This is a genomic window from Aestuariispira ectoiniformans (assembly GCF_025136295.1).
GTDB classification, from domain to species: domain Bacteria; phylum Pseudomonadota; class Alphaproteobacteria; order UBA8366; family Aestuariispiraceae; genus Aestuariispira_A; species Aestuariispira_A ectoiniformans.
Genome location: NZ_CP062788.1, coordinates 511,971 through 529,537, shown reverse-complemented (window position 1 = coordinate 529,537; position 17,567 = coordinate 511,971). Strand labels below are relative to the sequence as shown.

Genomic DNA, 17,567 nt, shown 5'->3' with positions numbered 1-17,567 from the left:
GTATTAATAGTAACAAATTATTTTTCATGATGCATTCTTTACGGTTAAGTCCGTTCCATCGCCTTGTCCTCGAATATCCGCAATGGAGCAGGATCATGCCTTTGGAAATGTGGGTTGCCTTTGTTTTTACCGCCAGTGCCAATATCCTCGCGCCGGGTCCGGCAATTGTTTTGGCCTTGCGCAACGGTATGACGCTGGGGGCGAAGCCGGCGGTGTTTTCCAGCCTGGGTAACATCGCGGCGATCTGCATTGTCGGCACGCTGGTGGCAATCGGCCTCGGGGCCGTCATCGGTAGTCATCCACAGGTCCTGGCGGCGATGCGATTGGCCGGGGGTGGTTATCTGCTCTGGCTGGCGGTAAAGGCCTCGCAGAAAGGCCTGCTGCGGCTCGACCTTTCGGACGGGGCCGCCCCGCCCCGCTATCCGGCGCATAAGTTGTTCGGTCAGGCCATGGCCGTGGGGCTGACCAACCCGAAGATGATCCTTTTCCTGACGGCTCTTTTTCCCATGTTTATCAGCCGGGATTATCCGATGCCTGTCCAGTTCGCCGTAATGACGGCAACCTTCATGGCCATGTCCTTCATGATCCTGATGACCATTGCGCTGACTGCCAGCAAGGTCGCCGGTTTCATCCGCAGCGCCCGGGCACAGCGCTGGATCAACCGGACCGTCTCCCTGGTCTTCGGAAGTTTCGGCTTGGGGATGATCTGGCTGGGCGTATTAGGTTTTATACCTGCTTAACCAGGTCCAGGATCGTGTTTTCCAACAGTTTGAGGTTGGCTTCGGTGGACAGGCGGTGGTCGGCACCCTTGATGATGCTGGTCACCACGTCGCCGGAGCGGAAGGCCGCCGCCGTTTTCAGGGCGTGGGCCACGGGCACCACCTCGTCCCGGTCACCCTGCAGGATTCGAACCGGTCCGTCGAAAGGCAGGGGATCACCGTCCAGCAGGTGATGATTGGCGCTTTCCTCGATCAGGGCCCTGGTGATGGGATAGTCCTCATCCTCAAATTCGCTGGGGCGTTGCCACAGGCCGTCCTGTTCGATGGCGTCGCGGGCGGCCTGTGGCAGGCTGGGCCACATCAGCTTTTGCCCGAAATCGGGTGCCGGGGCCAGCAGGACCAGACCTGAAATTCTTTCCACCCGTGCCCTGGTGAGCAGCATGGCCATCCATGCGCCCATGGATGACCCGACGATCAATTGCGGGCCGTCTGTTACCTTGTCCAGAACCGCCAGGGCGTCTTCGAACCAGAGGCCGATTGTACCGTCTTCGAAACGACCGGAGGAGTGACCATGTCCCTGATAGTCGAAGCGGGTATAGGCCAGGCCTTCTTTTTCGCAGAAACGGTCCAATCTTCCCGCCTTGGTCCCGTCCATATTGGAGTTGAACCCGCCGCAGAAAATAACGCCTGGCCGCGTGGCGTTGCCGGTTTGCGGCTTGCCGGGACGGTGGCGGTATGCGATTGATGCGCCGCCTTTGCATGTTAAAATGTCGAAGGCGAGCGGATTGTCGGTAGCCATTTGCGAATTCCTGGGTGCTGTGGGGCGGGGATTGGCGGGCGGTGCGATCCGGTCTTGGATGGTCAGGATAGGGTCAACCTAGTGATGAAAGAGCCCTTGGGCAAGCCGCGCAAGCCCGTGATTTTGCAAGTCCTTCCCGCGCTGGAAACCGGTGGTCTGGAGCGCGGGACGATTGATATGGCAATCGCCCAGAAGGAGGCGGGTTACGAGCCGTTGGTCGCGTCCAACGGCGGCATGATGGTGCGTGAACTGGACCGTCACGGCATCCGCCATATCACCATGCCGCTTCACAGCAAGAATATCTTCCGTATGCGCAAGAATGCGACGCGTCTGGTCGACCTGATCAAGGCGGAAGGGGTCGACCTGATCCATGCGCGCAGCCGCGCGCCCGCGTGGAGTGCCTATTGGGCGGCGCAGCGCACGGGCATTCCCTTCGTCACCACCTTCCACGGCACCTACAATTTCAAGACGCCGCTGAAGAAGGCCTATAACGCCATCATGGTCAAAAGCGACCGCGTGATCGCCATCAGTGAATTCATCCGTGACCATATCCTTGCAAATTACGATGTGGACCCGGCCAAGATCACCGTGATCCGGCGTGGTATGGACCTGGACCTGTTCGACCCGCAGGCCGTCCCGGCCTCACGCGTGGTGCAACTGGCGACAGACTGGCGTCTGCCGGACGGCGTGCCCGTGGTGATGCTGTCGGGCCGCCTGACCCGTTGGAAGGGACAGACGCTGCTGCTGGAGGCGATTGCCAAGCTGGACCGCAAGGTGCGCTGTATCCTCGTGGGATCGGACCAGGGCCGCGAAGCCTACCGCGAGGAAGTGGAGGCACTGGCCCGGAAGCTGGGGATCGACGACAAGGTCCATGTAGTTGGTAACTGCCGGGATATGCCGGCGGCCTATAAACTGGCCGATGTGGTGGTCTCCGCCTCTACCGATCCGGAAGCCTTCGGGCGTGTGGCCGTGGAAGGCCAGGCCATGGGCCGTCCGGTGGTGGCGCCCGCCCATGGCGGTGCGGTGGAACAGATCGACCACGGCGTCAATGGCTGGCTGTTCAAACCGGGCGATGCCGACGATCTGGCAAGGCAACTGGAGGCCGCGCTGTCCCTGACACCTGAAGAGCGTGTCGCCTTTCACGAACGGGCCATCGAGAATGCCCGCACCCGCTTCTCAAAGGCGCAGATGGCGGAAAAGACCATGGCGCTTTATGCGGAGATGCTGGCCCGCCAGTCCAAACACGCGCCCGTTCTGCCGGAAGGGGCGCTTGCACGGTGAGTGAACATATTCTGGTCATCAAGTTGAGTGCGCTGGGCGATTTCGTCCAGGCGCTGGGTCCGTTCCAGGCAATCCGGCGTCGACACCCCGATGCGGAAATTACCCTGGTCACCACCAGGCCATTCAAGGAACTGGCGGAAAAATCCGGTTATTTCGACCGGGTGATTGCGGACGGCCGTGCACAGTTGCGGGAAATCAAGCGTATCTGGCGGTTGCGCCGTTTTCTGGTCAAAGGCCGCTTCGACATGGTCTATGACCTGCAGACGTCGGACCGGACGTCGATGTATTATCATCTGATGTGGCCGCATAAGCCCAACTGGTCGGGCATTGCCAAGGGATGCAGCCATCCTCACACCAATCCGGACCGCAACCGCATGCACACTATCGAACGTCAGGCCGAACAGTTGGCCATGGCGGGTATCCCGGATGTCCCGCCGCCGGATGTGAGCTGGATGAATGCGGACCTGGGGCGATTCAACCTGCCTGACCGCTATGCCCTGCTGATTCCCGGTGGTGCGCCGCACAGGCCCGACAAGCGCTGGCCCGCGGAGAAATATGGCGAGTTGGCCCGGCGTCTTCATGACGGTCATGGCCTGACCCCGGTCGTCCTCGGCACCCAGGCGGAAGAGGCGGAGGCCGCGGCGATCCAGTCTGCCTGCCCGGCCACGATCAGTCTGTTGAACCAGACATCGCTGTTTGAGATCGCCTCCATTGCCCGCATGGCAACCTGCGCGATCGGGAATGATACCGGCCCGATGCATATTGCCGCCATTGCCGGTGCGCCCAGTCTTGTCCTCTATTCCCATGCCTCCGACCCGGCGCTTTGCGGTCAGCGGGGCAAGAAGGTCGATATCCTGCGGGTGGCGGATCTGGATGCGTTGGATGTCGGTGAGGTCGAAAGCCGGCTGGCCGGGTTGCTGCCGCTGGCGGCCTAGCTGCTGACCTTGAACCGATTGAGGATGGCGTCGAACATGCCGTTCTTGCGGATGATGGCCATCCCGCGGTTGAAATCCTCGATAAGCTGTTTTCCGTCCGGAAGCTGGCGGGACGTCAGAATATAAAGTTCTTCCCGTGCCAGATCGGGTTTCAGGATGGTCACATCCTTCATGCTGAAATCGCGGCGCTGGTCTATTTCATGGCGGAGCACGACCTCGCTGCCGGCAACGATATCAACGCGCCCGCCGATCAGCTTGCGGATATTGATGATCTGGTCCAGGGCCGGTTCCTTTTTGAGATAGTCCGCTTTCTCAAAAGCCTCGCCATAGTACCAGCCGAGGCAAACGGCGATCCGGTAGCTGGATAATTCGCGCAAATCCTTATAGCCGGTCAGTCCGGTGCGGCGATTGGCTGCCAGCACAAGTCTGACCGGGAAAATCGGTGCGCTGTAAAAATACTGCTTATCCCGTTCCTCGGTGAAATAAGCGCCCATAAGAACGTCGCTTTGTGTGCGTTCCACCATGTTCATGGCGCGTTTCCAGGGCAGGAAGCGGATGTTCGCGTCATGGCCGCCCGCCTTGAAGGCCTCGCGCACCAGAACAGTGAAGAAACCGCCTTCCTCCAGATTTTCGGCAAAATAGGGAGACCAGTTTATGGTGACCATGGACACGTTGCGGGCATGGGCCATTGTTCCTGCGAACAGAAACAGGCAGATCAAAGCGGCATGCGTGAGGCCGTGAAGTATTACCCTGTTGGTCATCGTCTATTTGTCGGCTTTTCGCGACTATTGCTCCCTGTGGACCATGCTAAGGCCATTTGCGGCCGTAGACAATTGCTTAAGAATGTAACGATCTGGCGGAAGTCTATCAAAAGGCGATATCGAAGCGTTGTTCGGTGACTGTGACACCCCAGGTATTTCCTGGTTGCTCGTCGGTAAGGGCAAAGCCGAAATCGCTGTAAAGCCTGGCCGCCGCGCCCAGCCCCTTGAAGGTTGTCAGATAGGCCCTGCGGTATCCCTGCCGGGGCATGAATTCCATGGCCGTTGCGAATAACTTTCGTCCCAACCCTTTGCCACGCGCGGCGTCGCTCATGATGAACCAGCGCAGATGGGCGCAGTCCGCCTGGCGGTCGCCGTCGTTGTCGACGGTCAGGCTGCCCAGGAAATCCGTTCCCGACCACGCGCTTGCCAGCAATACACGCGGATCGTCCAGGCGTGTGGCAAATTCGCTGATGCCGCCCATCACCTTGGCTTCGAAAAAAGAGGTAAAACCCCAGTTTTCGCTGTAGTAGCGGCCATGCCAGGCGGCAACCTCCCCCAGCAGTCCGGGGCGATAACCGGTCAGGATTTCCGTTTCCGTCATGCCTCTATTCCTTTCAATACATAATCGACCAATTGCGTCGCATAGGCCTGATCCAGCGGTTGATGTTCGAGCAGAACTCGAAACCAGACGGCGCCCGAAATCAGGTCGCTGACAAATTCAGGATCGATATCCGCCCGCAATTCGCCGCGCGCCACCCCGCGCTGCGCGATTGTGGCGATCATGCCCCGGCGCTTTTTTAAAAAGCGTTCGCGCATGCGGTCGGCAAAGTCGGGGGCGTGGGGAAGTTCCGCCACCAATCCGGCAAGCGCCCGGTTGATCTGGGTGTTGCCGTAAATCACGAACAGCCGGGTCAGCAGGCCTTCGAGGTCCTCTCTCGTACTACCCGTGTCCAGGTCGAGGGCGGCGGGCGGGACCAGATCCTCGTAAAGCTCCAGATAAAGATCGGCCTTGGAACCCCAGCGGCGATACAATGTCTGCTTTCCGGCCCCGGCCCGCGCGGCGATCCCTTCCATGGTGGTTTTCAGATAGCCCTGCTCCGCGAGCAGCGCGAGGGCTGCCCCCATCACGGCCTTGCGGACGGTTTCACTGGCTGTGCGGGCCATATCGGGTCCTTTTCTAATACGAGACGTATCGTATTATATTAGGAATATCTTTTTGTGGGAAGAGGAAAAAGGAAAAGACATTCCGGAGCACCGGATTTAAAGTCGGGAATCAACCAAAGGGGGAAATCATGACGGTCAAACGGATCATCGCCAATATCGAAACCCGAAATGTTGCGGAGGCAAAACGGTTCTATCAGGATGTCCTGGGGCTGGACCTTTTGATGGACCATGGATGGATTGCGACCTATGGCCTGCAGGATCATATGAGTATTCAGGTCAGTTTCGCCGAACAGGGCGGGTCCGATACCCCTGTCCCCGATCTCTCGATTGAGGTGGATGATCTGGATGCTGTCTATCAGGGCATGCAGGATGCCGGGTTTCCGATCGAATACGGACCGGCGGAAGAGCCCTGGGGCGTGCGGCGATTTTATGTCCGCGACCCCTATGGAAAATTGATTAATATTCTGGCGCATAAGTGAGGCAGGCTGTGCAGGTACTCCCCCTTGTCGTCCTGGATGTTCAGGACGCAATCGACCAGCCCGTCTGGGCGGATAAGAACAACCCCGATTATGTGAAGGCGATCCAAAAGTTGTTGGCGCATTGGCGGCGCAACAAATGGCCGGTTCTGCATGTCAAACATGACGAGGCGACGCCCACATCCACCTATCACACCCATGGTCCCTGGAACCGGATCAAGGCGGATGTTGCCCCGGCAGGCGGTGAGCCGGTGCTGATCAAACACCAGAACTGTGCTTTTGTAGATACCGAACTGGACCGCCAGCTAAAGGCTCTGGGCGCGAAGAGTTTCGTCCTGACCGGCGTTGTCATCCATAACAGTATGGATGCCACGATCCGGACGGGAAAGGCGCTTGGCTATCATATCATTCTGCCCAAAGATGCCACCACGGCCGTGTCGGTCACGGCGCCGGATGGCCGCCTTTTCGATGCACAGACCGTCTATGATCTGACGCTTGCGATCCTGGGGCAGGAATATGCAGAGGTCACGGATACACAGTCTCTGATTGCTGGGATGGAATAGGACAGCCTTTCTGTCGGAATTTCTTACAAGCCTTCTATCGTTAAATTGCTAACATATTGATTTGGAACAGTTAAATTTCTGGCCCGCAATTTGCTCCGATCACAGCCAAAATCTTTGTGCCCAAAGGGATCCTGGGTGGGCAAAATGTGTAAGGTTTCGGGGTAGGGAATGACGTCCGGCGGTTTTTGTATTGTTTTTTTGGCTGCATTTGTGGCCCTCTCGGGTAGTGCGAGGGCGGATATTGTAAATGCGGTTACGGAGGCGCCGGCACCTGCCGGTCTCCTGTTGCTGGGTTTGGGGTTGCTGGTGGTTGGTCTGGCCCTGCGTCGTGCCAAACGCCGTTCCTGACCTGGCGTTTCTACCTCTACTTTCCCAAGTGTGAATGCGGCCCCTTTCGGGGTCGTTTTCACGTCTCCCGGCCCATCGTCTGCAACCACTCCACCACCGTTTTGACGGCCTGCCGGTTGGGGCGGTAGCGCGGTGTGACAATCCAATAGGCCTGTTCCAGGGCGAGTTCCTTACCCGAAAACGGCCGCACCAACTGACCGCTGGCAAGGTCGTCGGCGGCAAGGCGGTGCCGGGCCAGCGCGACCCCTTGGTTCAGGGCTGCGGCCCGTAGGAGCAAATCCGACGACGCCATGCGTGGCCCTTCCGTGACTGCCAGATCGCGTGGGCCGAACCGATCCCGCCACTGGGACCAGGCGGTTTGCGGATCGCGGTCATGCAGCAGCGTCAGGCGGTTCAGGATGTCCGGGTCCTTGCTGTGGCCGGTCCGCGCCCAAAGCTTGCTGCCCATGACCGGATATAGACGCTCGTCCATCAACAACTCGCATTTCAGATGCGGCCAGGGTCCCTCGCCCATACGGATTGCGAGGTCCACATCCTGATTGCTGAAATCCTCCAACCGCTGGTCGGCCAGCACCGAAAGCTGAATATGGGGATGCTGCTCCGCCAGTCGGGGTAGCCTGGGCAACAGCCATCGCGTGGCGAAAGACGGTGCGGTCGATACAACAACGCTGCCCGCGCCGCGGCGTTCCTGTAGACTGGCGGCGGTGCCCAAAATCTGGTCCAGACCATCCTGCACTGCCCGGCCCAGGGCCGCCCCTTCGGCAGTGAAAGACAGCTTCTTTCTACCCTCTTCCTTGTAGGTAAGGGGGCAGCCGATCCAGTTTTCCACCTCGCCCAGATGGCGGCTGACGGCGGAATGGGTCACATCCAGCGCCCGCGCCGCCGCGCGAACCCCGCCGAGACGCCAGACGGCCGCATAGGCCCGCAGGCCATTCAAAGGTAAATTCTTCATGGTCTGAAAAATAGACCAAAACTCCTACCTATTGAACCATATTTTTTCACGCTTTCTGCTTACCCTATAGAAAAACACAGGAGATACCGATGGGTATGCTGATTGACGGGCAATGGGTGGATGATGACACCATTATCCATAATGGTGATTTCAAAAGACCTGAAACCGGGCTGGACAGGGTCAAGTCCAGGCAGGAAATGGCCCGAATTGCAGCGGACGTGATGACACCTGGACGTTATCACCTGATCACCTCCATGAGTTGCCCGTGGTCGCAACGGGTGAATTTGTTACGAATTCAAAAGGAATTACAGCCGGTGATCCCAGTCCAGATTGCCGGGGGCAGGCGCGTTCAGGGCTATCCGGTGAACAATGGTAATCCATGGCGCGTGCCGGGCAGCGCGGTCCAGATCCGGCATCTGCACCAGCTTTACAGCCTGGGCCATCCGTCCTTCACAGGCCGCGCGACCGTCCCGGTTTTGTGGGATGCGCAGGATCAGCGTATAATTTCCAACGAAAGCAGTGACTTGATGCGCTTCCTGAACGCCCTGGATGACCGGTCCGGGGGCAATGAGCGGGATTTTTTCCCGGCAGTTCTGGCGGCAGAAATCGACGAAATGGACCGCTGGCTTTATGAGAATTTGTCCAATGCCGCCTATCGTGCCGGTTTTGCCCGGACGCAATCCGCCTATGACGATGCCGTAAGCCGGGTCTTTGCGACCCTAGATGCCCTGGAGACACGGTTGAAAGACCAGCGCTTTCTTTTGGGGAATGTCCTGACCGGCGCGGACTGGTTGCTGTTGCCGGTCCTCCTGCGTTTCGACATTGCCTATTACAGCCATTTCCGCTGCACCCGCCGCCGGTTGGTCGATTACCCCGCTCTCTGGGCCTATGCCCGCGACCTGTACCAGCTTCCCGGGGTGGCGGAGACAGTGGATTTTTCATTGATTCAAAAGGGATACTGGCAGAACGACGGCGACAATAATCCCCATGGCATTGTCCCTCTCATGCCTGACATGGACTGGTGCGCCTCTCATGACCGAAACCGTTTCGGTGAAATAATGGTTTATGCGTCCGATGGATGTGACAGGCCCTATGACGCATGCGATCTGGTAGGGGTGAGGTGATGGAAGTCTGGTTGGGACTTGCTGTGACGATCCTGGTGGCGGTGATTACCCCCGGCCCCAACAATTTCCTCGTCATGGCCCTGTCGGCGGAACGGGGAGTTATGGCCGCAATCCCCGCAATGGGCGGCGTGATCCTTGGCACGCTTGCGTTGCTTGTTGCTGTCCTGACGGGGGCGGAGCCGCTGTTCCGGCACTGGCCTGCCGTACAGCCCGTAGCGGCGGCCATTGGCGGGGGGCTCCTGCTGTGGCTGGCCGTGGGCATGATGATCCCTCGCGAGAGCGGCCGGGCCTCGCCCCTGTTACCCCGGGCGGGGTTCTGGCCGCTTTTTGCCTTTCAACTGGTAAACCCGAAAAGCTGGACACTGGTGCTGATGGTCGTGGCATTGAGCGTGACCCGGGATATGGCGGCTATCCCGATACTGCTCTTTCTTTTCACTGTTTTGCCCGCTTTTTCATTGTTGCTTTGGGCGCTGGCCGGACAGATGGTGACAAAGGTGATGAACGGTCCGGCGCGATCCTGGGTGGATCGGGCGCTGGGGGGTGTGCTTGGCCTCACCGCCCTCTGGTTCATGGTTGAAAATCTAGTCGCGTGATGGCCATCGGCCGGTGGCGCGAAACGGGTACAGGCCCTGCTGTTACCGGCAGGGCCTGTACCTTTTAGGACTTTATTCTTGATCGGGAAAAGCCATGCCCGAAGATCAGCCGTAAAGGCTGCGGCGGTGGAAATACAGACCGTGATTACCGTCAGGGCGGACCCGGTCCTGGCCGGTGCGGAAGGCCGCATAGGCTCTCAGGGGTTCGCCGGTCAGTTTCAGTTTCCGTCGGGACAGGTTCATGGCCAGCATGCGCCTGGCCAGGTTGTCGTGCAACGTGCGATCCTGCCCCTCGCGGAAGGCGGCATAGGCGCGCATATCATTACGAACTACATGCTTCATGAGCCGTCTCCTTTTCTCACGTTGTGGACATCATTATATCAGAAGGACGGCGCGGAGGCCAAAAGCTTGCCCAAAACCTTGCGGCCCCTCGGGCTTTCCGCTAAGAAACGACCTGTACCGGGGTGTTTCCCGGTACCTTTGTTTTGAACACATGCAACAGAATCAGAAGATAAGGATCAACATGATGGTCGCGATTACGCTTCCGGATGGCAGTGTTCGCGAGTATGACGGCGCGGTAACGGGTCAGCAGATTGCTGAGTCTATCGGGTCGGGTCTCGCGAAAGCTGCGGTATTGGCTCGGGTTAACGGTGAAGAATGGGATCTCACCCGCCCGATCACTACCAACGCGGAAGTAGCTCTCATCACCCGAACTGATCCTGAAGCTCTGGAGCTGCTGCGTCACGATTGCGCCCATGTGCTGGCGCAGGCGGTGCAGGAACTCTTCCCCGGCACGCAGATCACTTTCGGTCCGTCCACTGAAAACGGTTTCTATTACGATTTCCATCGCGCAGAGCCGTTTTCCACCGATGATTTCGAAGCCATCGAAAAGCGCATGGCCGAAATCGTCGACCGGGACGAGCCGATCACGCGCGAAGTCTGGGAACGTGATGACGCCATCGACTATTTCAACCAGGTGGGCGAAAGCTTCAAGGCGGAATGGGTCGGTGAGTTGCCGAAGGACGAAGACCTGACGATCTATCGCCAGGGCGAAAACTGGCTGGACCTCTGCCGGGGGCCGCATCTGCCGTCGACCGGGAAACTGGGCAAGGCGTTCAAGCTGATGAAACTGGCGGGCGCCTATTGGCGCGGTGATGCCAGCAATCCCCAGCTTCAGCGTATCTATGGCACCTGCTGGCGCACCGAGAAGGAACTGAAGGCCTATCTCACCCAGTTGGAAGAGGCTGAAAAGCGCGACCACCGTAAGCTGGGCCGCGAAATGGGCCTGTTCCATATGCAGGAAGAAGCCATGGGCTCCGTCTTCTGGCATCCGAAGGGCTGGGCGGTTTACCGCACCCTGGAGCGCTATCTGCGCGCCAAGCTGGACGATGCCGGTTATCAGGAGGTGAAATCCCCGCAACTGGTCGATCGCAAGCTTTGGGAAGACAGCGGTCACTGGGACAAATACCGGGAAAACATGTTCATCGCCGAGGTGGACGAGGCCGATACCAGCACCGGCAACCGCCGTATGCTGGCGCTGAAGCCGATGAACTGCCCCTGTCACATCCAGATGTTCAAGCAGGGCATCACCAGCTATCGCGATCTGCCGATCCGCATGGCGGAATTCGGTTCCTGCCATCGTTATGAGCCCCATGGGGCGCTGCATGGTCTGATGCGCGTGCGTCAGTTCACCCAGGACGATGCCCATATCTTCTGCACCGAAGAACAGATCGTTTCCGAAACGAAGCTGTTCTGCGACCTGCTGAAAGATGTCTACAAGGATTTCGGTTTCACCGACATCAACATCAAATTCTCCGACCGTCCGGAGAAAAGTGCGGGTAACGACGAAGTCTGGGCACGGGCGAACCGCATGCTGCGTGAGGCGATCGAGGCAACCGGTCTGCCTTACGAGATGAACCCGGGCGAAGGCGCTTTCTATGGCCCGAAACTGGAATTCGTCCTGCGTGACGCCATTGGCCGTGACTGGCAGTGCGGCACGCTGCAGGTGGACTTCATCCTGCCGGAACGCCTGGATGCAACTTATATTGGTGAGGATGGCGAAAAACATCGTCCGGTGATCCTGCACCGTGCGATCCTGGGCTCTTTCGAGCGTTTCATCGGCATCCTGATCGAACAGTTTGCGGGCAAATTCCCGCTGTGGCTGGCACCGACCCAGGTGGTGGTGGCGACCATCACCGATGCGGCGGCCGATTATGCCCAGCAAGTCCAGAAAGCCTTGAAAAAGGCCGGGATGCGGGTCGATGTTGACCTTCGCAACGAGAAGATCAACTACAAGATCCGTGAGCATTCGGTCAAAAAGACACCGGTCATTCTGGTGGTCGGTGGCCGCGAGGCAGAGGAGAAGACAGTGGCGGTTCGTCGTCTGGGCACGAAGGAGCAGGAGTTCCTGAAGCTGGACGAGGCTGTTGCAAAACTGCAAAAAGAAGCGGAAATGCCGGGGAATCAGTGATTTTCCCCTCCCGTTTTTTGTAAAAGTGGTTATAGTAAAGATTGTAGGGGGCGCTTTTGATGAGCAGCCCCCTGCTCTCAATCGATAGGAAAAATTACGGACCAGGGTTGATACACCCGAGGAGGAACTAATACGCCGTCCACACCATGCTTCCGCGCCCGCTAAATCCGGCCCGCGCGCGAACGATATGATCGATGTGCGCGAAGTGCGTCTGATCGATGAAACTGGAGAAAACGTCGGTGTCGTCGCTACGCGCGACGCGATTGACCGTGCCTTTGGCGTTGGCCTGGACCTGGTGGAAGTTTCCCCAGGCGCGAACCCGCCTGTCTGCAAGATCATGGACCTCGGCAAGTATAAATACGAGCTTCAGAAGAAGAAGAACGAGGCCAAGAAGAAGCAGAAGACCATCGAGGTCAAGGAACTGAAGTTCCGCCCGAATATCGATGAACATGACTATCAGGTCAAAATGAAGAACATGAACAAGTTCATCGACGAAGGCGACAAGGTGAAGGTCACCCTCCGTTTCCGCGGTCGTGAAATGGCGCATCAGGAGTTGGGCCTCGAAGTGCTCAACCGTGTTCGCGATGAGATGGCGGAAAAGGCCAAGGTCGAACAGAAGCCTTCCATGGAAGGCCGCCAGATGGTCATGGTTCTGGCCCCGGTTGCGACCAAATAGTTCCGGCAGGGATTTTCCCGGCTCCGAACAGGAAAACGCGGTATCATCCGATGCCGCGTTTTTTGTTGCGTAGACGGGTACCGTCCGGCCTTTTAAAATTTGGTAGAATGCCGGTTATTGTTCAGTTTTGCTTAACCCCTGCCGGGTAATGTGCCACCAAAATTTTTGATTTTAGTGGTGTTAGGTGATGTCAGGACAAGGCAGGAGCAGCGGCAAGGCGTCTGCTGTTATTTTCTTTCAGGAAGAAATCACGGATGTGCGGCGTCAGACGCGTAATGTTCTGAACCAGGCCGGTTTTTCCAACGTTCAGGAATTGAAAACGCAAGAGGATATCCGTGCGGCCTTTGTAAAGGCGGTGCCGGATTTGCTGATCCTGGATAGCAGTATGGAGGACGTGACGGGCCTGATCAGGGACATCCGGTTTAACCGTGCGGGGGTTGATCCCTTTATGCCGATTTTTGTGACCTTGTGGAATCCCTCCTCAGAGGACATCAAGGCAATCGTGCAAAGCGGCCCGGACGATATCCTGGTCAAACCGCTTGCGCCCAAGACATTGCTGGATCGTATCAAGACTGTAATCCAGTCCCGGAAAGTCTTTGTTTTTACAGAGAACTACGTTGGACCTGACCGTCGCAAAGACCTCCTGCGTGCGAAGGACGGTCCCTATGTCAGGCCTGTGCCGAACCGACTGGCGGCCAGGGTTCTGGGCAAGGCTTATGACATGGCGGATCACAAGGCGGCTTGTGGGATGATCCCGTCGGGCAGGACCCAGTCGACCACGCAGGGTGACCGCACAGCTTCGAACGCATCCCGGTGACGGTGATCGCGGGCTGAATTTTAAAACGCGGCACATGTTTATGCCGCGTTTTTTTGTCTGACGGAATAAGGGGTGTCAGTCCGTCGCGGCGACCGCCTCACCGATCAGGCTTGCCCCCATGACACCGAGAACGGTGGAGGCGATACGGTCGATCCAGCCTTTGGCCCGGCCATAGGCGCGGCGCGGGCGTTCGCTGGACAGGGCCGTGGCGACAATGGAATACCAGGTCGCCTCGACCATGAAGATTGCGGGGACCAGGGCCAGATACAGCCAGGGTTCCGGCCTGGCGGTGAGGAAGGTGGCAAAAACACTGGCGAAAACAATCGCGGTTTTGGGATTGCTCAATTGCGTGCCGAAACCCAGCAGAAAGGCCTTTGCCAAACCTCGGGACTGCTTTTTGTCGCGGACCGGCATGTCCATTGAAAGCGGTTCTTTCGCACCGGTGAAAATGCGATAGGCCAGATAGACAAGATAGGCGCCGCCCACCAGTTTAACCACCAGATACAGCCAGCCCACCTGTTCCAGCACCACATGCAGGCCGCCAAGCGCCAGACAGGTGAAGATCATGCTCGCCACGCCAAGACCCGCGGCGGCGGCGATGCCTTCCGCCCGTGACTGCGCAAGCGACACCCGCGCGATGACCACGAAACTTGGCCCCGGGCTCATACTGCCGAGTGTGATTGCTACCAGAATGCCCAATACCGCGAGCGATTGATCCATAGCGTCCTCCTGTTCTCAGTCTATTGATGCGGCGGCGTCGCCGACGAGGCTGGCCCCGAGGGTTCCCATGACCGTGGCTGCGCAGCGGTCGATCCAGGTTTTTGCCCGGCCATAGGCGCGGCGCGGGCGCTCGCTGGACAGGGCCAGGGCCACAAAGGAATACCAGCCTGCGTGGGCGGTATAGATCAGCGGCACCAGAATGAGATAGACAGGTAGGTCCGGCGTCACGGTCAGGAAGGTGGCGAAGACACTGGCGAAAACCACGGCGGTCTTCGGATTGCTGATCTGCGTCAGGAAGCCGAGCGCAAAGGCCTTGCGCAGCGATCCGCGGCGTTCCGGGCCCGACGGCAGCGAACTGACATTCATCGGAGATTTCGAACCCCGGAAAATCCTGAAGGCCAGAAAGACCAGATAACCGCCGCCCAGGACTTTCAATGCCAGATAGGCCCAAGGCACCTGTTCCAGGATGAAATGCAGGCCGCCAAGCGCGATTGCGGTGAAAGTGGCACTGGCGAGGCCCATGCCCAGGGCGACAGCGACCCCTTCGCGCCGGGACCGCGCAAGCGAGACGCGGGCGACCACGATAAAACTTGGTCCCGGTGTCATTGCGCCGATCATCATGGTTCCCAATATGGCGAGAATGGCGAAATACTGGTCCATGTCCCCTGTCCTCCTGATTTGTAACCCGCCTGATAGTAGCGATTTTGCCTGCCATCGGGAAAGTTTTCTGCTAAGCGGATAGACAATAGCAATTCATGGGTGAAAACAATGGCTTCTGTCTCCTGGGTTTCTTTGGATCAGCTTTCCGGTGCAGCGCTTTATGACCTGCTGCGCCTGCGCCAGGACATTTTCATCGTGGAACAGAATGCCACTTTCCCGGATATCGATGGCGAGGATGCGCACTGCCTCCATGGCATCACCTCTGACGAGGATGGAAAAATCACGGGCACGGTGCGCCTCGTCCCGCCCGGTGTGGCTGGACATGCAGAAACCGAAACCTCTTTCGGGCGGGTGGCCGTGCGGCGGGATTGCCGTGGCACGGGACTGGGAAAGGAACTGGTCGCGGCGGCCATCGACCGCCTGAAAACCGATTATCCGGATTTACCCATCCGCATCGAAGGCCAGGCTTATCTGGCCGGTCTCTATCAAAGCATGGGGTTCGTCGCCGAGGGAGAGGTTTTCGATGACGACTGGGGAATCCCCCATCAGTGGTTTATCCTCCCCTAGGATCGGGGGGTAAGAACCCGCCCGAAAAAGTCGATCATCCGTCTGTTAATCTCTTCATGCACGGCCTCCCGGTCGAATCCGGGGGCGTCCTGCGCGATGGGGCCGACGTCCGCTTTTATGGCTTCCGGGAAGGGGGCGAGGAAGGAGAAATGACCGGCGTGCTTGATGGACCAGACCGTCTCGACACCCGGTGAGACCTTCGCAATGCGGTCGCTGTGGAAGGCTTCCGCGAGGACATCACCCTGTTCGGGCCGCATCAGATAGACCGGGGTTTTGACGGCTGCCAGTTCATCATCGGTGAAATTCCAGGTCAGCGGGTCCATCAGCACTGCCGCCTTGATCCGACTATCCGACAGATCGGTGATCAGGACAGGTTTGCCCGGATCGACCGGGGCGTATTGGCAGATCGGGTCCTGTGGATGGTCTTCGCAATGGAGTGCCGCCCGGGCGTAGCTTGGCCGTGCGCCTAACAGTGCCAGGCCGGTATAGCCGCCTGCGGAAAAGCCGATGAAGCCTATTTTCTTCGGGTCGATAGGCAGACGACCGTCGGCAAGCAGTGCATCGATCAGGGCAGAGATGGATTTCGGGCGGCTGGACAGCAGGACCTCGGTTCCCAGAAGGCGTCTGTCCTGGAAATTGTCGCCCGCATGCATGGGCGTGGCGACGATATAGCCTGCCTGCGCCAGGGCCATGGCACTATCCCTGTGGGACAGATAGCTGCCTTCATTGCCATGGCTGAGCAGGATCAGAGGGAAGTGGCCCTTGGCCGCAGGCATGTCGCGGCTGGCATCCAGAACAAAGGGACCCATGCGGGTGGGTTCGCCCGCGCTCTGGCTTGGGTACCAGATGAGGCTGCGGACCGGTCCGCCGCTGGCCGGGTCTTTGACAGTGAGCATTGTCAGGCCGACCGGATGGGCCATTTCTGGCTGGACTGTTTCCGCCTGGGCGATGCCGCAAAGGGCCAGAAATGCCAATAGTAGACCAAAGCCGCGCATGATTGTTTGTCCTTCCCCTGAGCCAATCACGGTAAAGAAGCACCCCATAGCAAACCCCGGGGATATAGTCACGTGATGCTTCCATGGCGGCAAAAGGCGGTCAGGGTTCCTTTTTCGGCTGGCAGAATTTTTCAAACAGGAAGTCGGCGTCTTTTTCCGATATCCGATAGTTGAAATCCTCGTGCAGGCGGCGGACAAGGTCCTGTTTGTCCAGCAACGGGCTGGTGACGGCCTGGCCGTCGCGGATGACCTCAACCTCGTGATTGCGGATCACCAGCCGTTCGTCTGCCAGAACCCTGGAGACCACCAGATTGTTGACGAAGGCGGCCTCGGGATGGCGATGGGAATAGAAATGGCCCATCTCGAAATCGCCCGGAACCGTGTGGTGCAGGTCGAAACTGTAAAGCACGAAGGGGCCGTCCTTCTGCTGTTTCTCCAGCAGATAGTCCCCCACCTTGTTGCGGCGGATGCGGTAGCTTTCGCCATCGCTGTGGACAGTTTCCCCGTCGCCGAGGCGAACCGGTTCACGCGGGGTCAGTACGCCGAAACCCACGTCAGCCACATAACGGTCCGCGCCGATCGTGACCACGCTCATGCGGTGGGTCCTGGGCATGACCGGTTCTTCCACGTTGCGGTTATAGAGGACGCGGCCCAGATGTGCCTCGACCGTGAAGCCCAGTTCCTTCAAGACTTCAAAAAACAACCCGTTATGTTCAAAGCAATAGCCGCCGCGCCCTTCCGCCACGATGGTCTGCAACAGGCGGCACGGGTCAAGCGGGCGGTCCTCCCCCAACAAGACCCCGATGCTGTTGAAGCTGTAGCGGGCGAGATGGGCGCGCTGCAGCGCGGTCAAAAAGGTCAGATCGGGTTTATCCGCCGTCAGCCCCAATGCATTGAGGTAGACCTGCGATATGCTGCGTTCACTCATGGTGCCAATCCTGCTTTTT

The 17,567-nt window shown here is 58.6% G+C and carries 22 protein-coding genes; 12 read left to right on the top strand and 10 right to left on the bottom strand.

Annotated elements, in window-relative coordinates; translation table 11 throughout:
* The first annotated feature begins 95 nt into the window (after positions 1–95).
* Entirely contained in the window at positions 96–740 is a 645-nt protein-coding gene (locus tag IF205_RS02580; RefSeq protein ID WP_259781728.1) for a LysE family translocator, read from the top strand.
* Here IF205_RS02580 and IF205_RS02575 read toward each other — a convergent pair.
* Positions 727–1,518: an alpha/beta hydrolase gene (locus IF205_RS02575; protein ID WP_259781727.1), complete on the bottom strand. Its 792-nt coding sequence runs from the start codon at positions 1,516–1,518 to the stop codon at positions 727–729. The two genes, IF205_RS02580 and IF205_RS02575, sit on opposite strands and share 14 nt — an antisense overlap.
* 84 nt (positions 1,519–1,602) lie before the next feature.
* Here IF205_RS02575 and IF205_RS02570 point away from each other — a divergent pair, with 84 nt between their 5' ends.
* Complete coding sequence (locus IF205_RS02570) at positions 1,603–2,799, top strand: glycosyltransferase family 4 protein (protein ID WP_259781726.1); 1,197 nt, start codon at positions 1,603–1,605, stop codon at positions 2,797–2,799.
* Entirely contained in the window at positions 2,796–3,734 is a 939-nt protein-coding gene (locus IF205_RS02565) for a glycosyltransferase family 9 protein (RefSeq protein ID WP_259781725.1), read from the top strand. Before IF205_RS02570 ends, IF205_RS02565 begins: the two co-directional genes overlap by 4 nt.
* On the opposite strand, the gene IF205_RS02560 is transcribed toward IF205_RS02565, so the two are convergent.
* The 3 genes from IF205_RS02560 to IF205_RS02550 all read right to left on the bottom strand — a co-directional run bounded on the left by IF205_RS02560 (position 3,731) and on the right by IF205_RS02550 (position 5,659).
* Complete coding sequence (locus tag IF205_RS02560; protein ID WP_259781724.1) at positions 3,731–4,495, bottom strand: substrate-binding periplasmic protein; 765 nt, start codon at positions 4,493–4,495, stop codon at positions 3,731–3,733. The genes IF205_RS02565 and IF205_RS02560 overlap by 4 nt on opposite strands.
* Before the next feature lie 106 nt (positions 4,496–4,601).
* Positions 4,602–5,096, bottom strand: coding sequence for a GNAT family N-acetyltransferase (locus IF205_RS02555; RefSeq protein ID WP_259781723.1), 495 nt, complete (start codon positions 5,094–5,096; stop codon positions 4,602–4,604).
* Positions 5,093–5,659: a TetR/AcrR family transcriptional regulator gene (locus IF205_RS02550; protein ID WP_259781722.1), complete on the bottom strand. Its 567-nt coding sequence runs from the start codon at positions 5,657–5,659 to the stop codon at positions 5,093–5,095. Before IF205_RS02550 ends, IF205_RS02555 begins: the two co-directional genes overlap by 4 nt.
* 128 nt (positions 5,660–5,787) lie before the next feature.
* On the opposite strand from IF205_RS02550, the gene IF205_RS02545 reads away from it, so the two are divergent.
* The 3 genes from IF205_RS02545 to IF205_RS02535 all read left to right on the top strand — a co-directional run bounded on the left by IF205_RS02545 (position 5,788) and on the right by IF205_RS02535 (position 7,046).
* A complete protein-coding gene (locus IF205_RS02545; RefSeq protein WP_259781721.1) occupies positions 5,788–6,138 on the top strand; it encodes a VOC family protein in 351 nt (116 codons plus the stop codon).
* Between the two features lie 8 nt (positions 6,139–6,146).
* Complete coding sequence (locus IF205_RS02540) at positions 6,147–6,698, top strand: isochorismatase family protein (protein ID WP_259781720.1); 552 nt, start codon at positions 6,147–6,149, stop codon at positions 6,696–6,698.
* Between the two features lie 210 nt (positions 6,699–6,908).
* Entirely contained in the window at positions 6,909–7,046 is a 138-nt protein-coding gene (locus tag IF205_RS02535) for a PEP-CTERM sorting domain-containing protein (RefSeq protein ID WP_259781719.1), read from the top strand.
* A 58-nt stretch (positions 7,047–7,104) separates the two neighbouring features.
* Here the strand turns inward: IF205_RS02535 and IF205_RS02530 are convergent, their stop codons facing one another.
* The gene (locus IF205_RS02530) at positions 7,105–7,998 is read right to left on the bottom strand and encodes a LysR substrate-binding domain-containing protein (protein ID WP_259781718.1); all 894 of its coding nucleotides are present in this window, start codon (positions 7,996–7,998) and stop codon (positions 7,105–7,107) included.
* An 89-nt stretch (positions 7,999–8,087) separates the two neighbouring features.
* Here IF205_RS02530 and IF205_RS02525 point away from each other — a divergent pair, with 89 nt between their 5' ends.
* Positions 8,088–9,122: a glutathione S-transferase family protein gene (locus IF205_RS02525; protein WP_259781717.1), complete on the top strand. Its 1,035-nt coding sequence runs from the start codon at positions 8,088–8,090 to the stop codon at positions 9,120–9,122.
* On the top strand, positions 9,122–9,715 hold the full coding sequence (locus IF205_RS02520; RefSeq protein WP_259781716.1) for a LysE family translocator: 594 nt from the start codon (positions 9,122–9,124) through the stop codon (positions 9,713–9,715). Before IF205_RS02525 ends, IF205_RS02520 begins: the two co-directional genes overlap by 1 nt.
* 105 nt (positions 9,716–9,820) lie before the next feature.
* Here the strand turns inward: IF205_RS02520 and IF205_RS02515 are convergent, their stop codons facing one another.
* Positions 9,821–10,057, bottom strand: a complete 237-nt coding sequence (locus tag IF205_RS02515) for a hypothetical protein (protein ID WP_259781715.1) — start codon at positions 10,055–10,057, stop codon at positions 9,821–9,823.
* Positions 10,058–10,241: 184 nt separating this feature from the next.
* On the opposite strand from IF205_RS02515, the gene thrS reads away from it, so the two are divergent.
* The 3 genes from thrS to IF205_RS02500 all read left to right on the top strand — a co-directional run bounded on the left by thrS (position 10,242) and on the right by IF205_RS02500 (position 13,678).
* On the top strand, positions 10,242–12,185 hold the full coding sequence (gene thrS / locus IF205_RS02510; protein WP_259783226.1) for a threonine--tRNA ligase: 1,944 nt from the start codon (positions 10,242–10,244) through the stop codon (positions 12,183–12,185).
* Between the two features lie 130 nt (positions 12,186–12,315).
* Positions 12,316–12,861, top strand: a complete 546-nt coding sequence (gene infC / locus IF205_RS02505; protein WP_259783225.1) for a translation initiation factor IF-3 — start codon at positions 12,316–12,318, stop codon at positions 12,859–12,861.
* A gap of 187 nt (positions 12,862–13,048) precedes the next feature.
* On the top strand, positions 13,049–13,678 hold the full coding sequence (locus IF205_RS02500) for a response regulator (protein WP_259781714.1): 630 nt from the start codon (positions 13,049–13,051) through the stop codon (positions 13,676–13,678).
* Positions 13,679–13,753: 75 nt separating this feature from the next.
* On the opposite strand, the gene IF205_RS02495 is transcribed toward IF205_RS02500, so the two are convergent.
* Together IF205_RS02495 and IF205_RS02490 are read right to left on the bottom strand one after the other, a co-directional pair.
* A complete protein-coding gene (locus IF205_RS02495; RefSeq protein WP_259781713.1) occupies positions 13,754–14,398 on the bottom strand; it encodes a LysE family translocator in 645 nt (214 codons plus the stop codon).
* Positions 14,399–14,413: 15 nt separating this feature from the next.
* Positions 14,414–15,058 carry a LysE family translocator gene (locus tag IF205_RS02490; RefSeq protein ID WP_259781712.1) on the bottom strand — a complete coding sequence of 215 codons (645 nt, stop codon included), beginning with the start codon at positions 15,056–15,058 and terminating at the stop codon, positions 14,414–14,416.
* 108 nt (positions 15,059–15,166) lie between these two features.
* On the opposite strand from IF205_RS02490, the gene IF205_RS02485 reads away from it, so the two are divergent.
* The gene (locus IF205_RS02485) at positions 15,167–15,625 is read left to right on the top strand and encodes a GNAT family N-acetyltransferase (protein WP_259781711.1); all 459 of its coding nucleotides are present in this window, start codon (positions 15,167–15,169) and stop codon (positions 15,623–15,625) included.
* Here the strand turns inward: IF205_RS02485 and IF205_RS02480 are convergent.
* Positions 15,622–16,620, bottom strand: coding sequence for an alpha/beta hydrolase family protein (locus IF205_RS02480; RefSeq protein ID WP_259781710.1), 999 nt, complete (start codon positions 16,618–16,620; stop codon positions 15,622–15,624). The two genes, IF205_RS02485 and IF205_RS02480, sit on opposite strands and share 4 nt — an antisense overlap.
* Before the next feature lie 100 nt (positions 16,621–16,720).
* Positions 16,721–17,548 (bottom strand): arylamine N-acetyltransferase family protein, encoded by an 828-nt coding sequence (locus tag IF205_RS02475; protein WP_259781709.1) that lies wholly within the window; start codon positions 17,546–17,548, stop codon positions 16,721–16,723.
* Between the last annotated feature and the right edge of the window lie 19 nt (positions 17,549–17,567).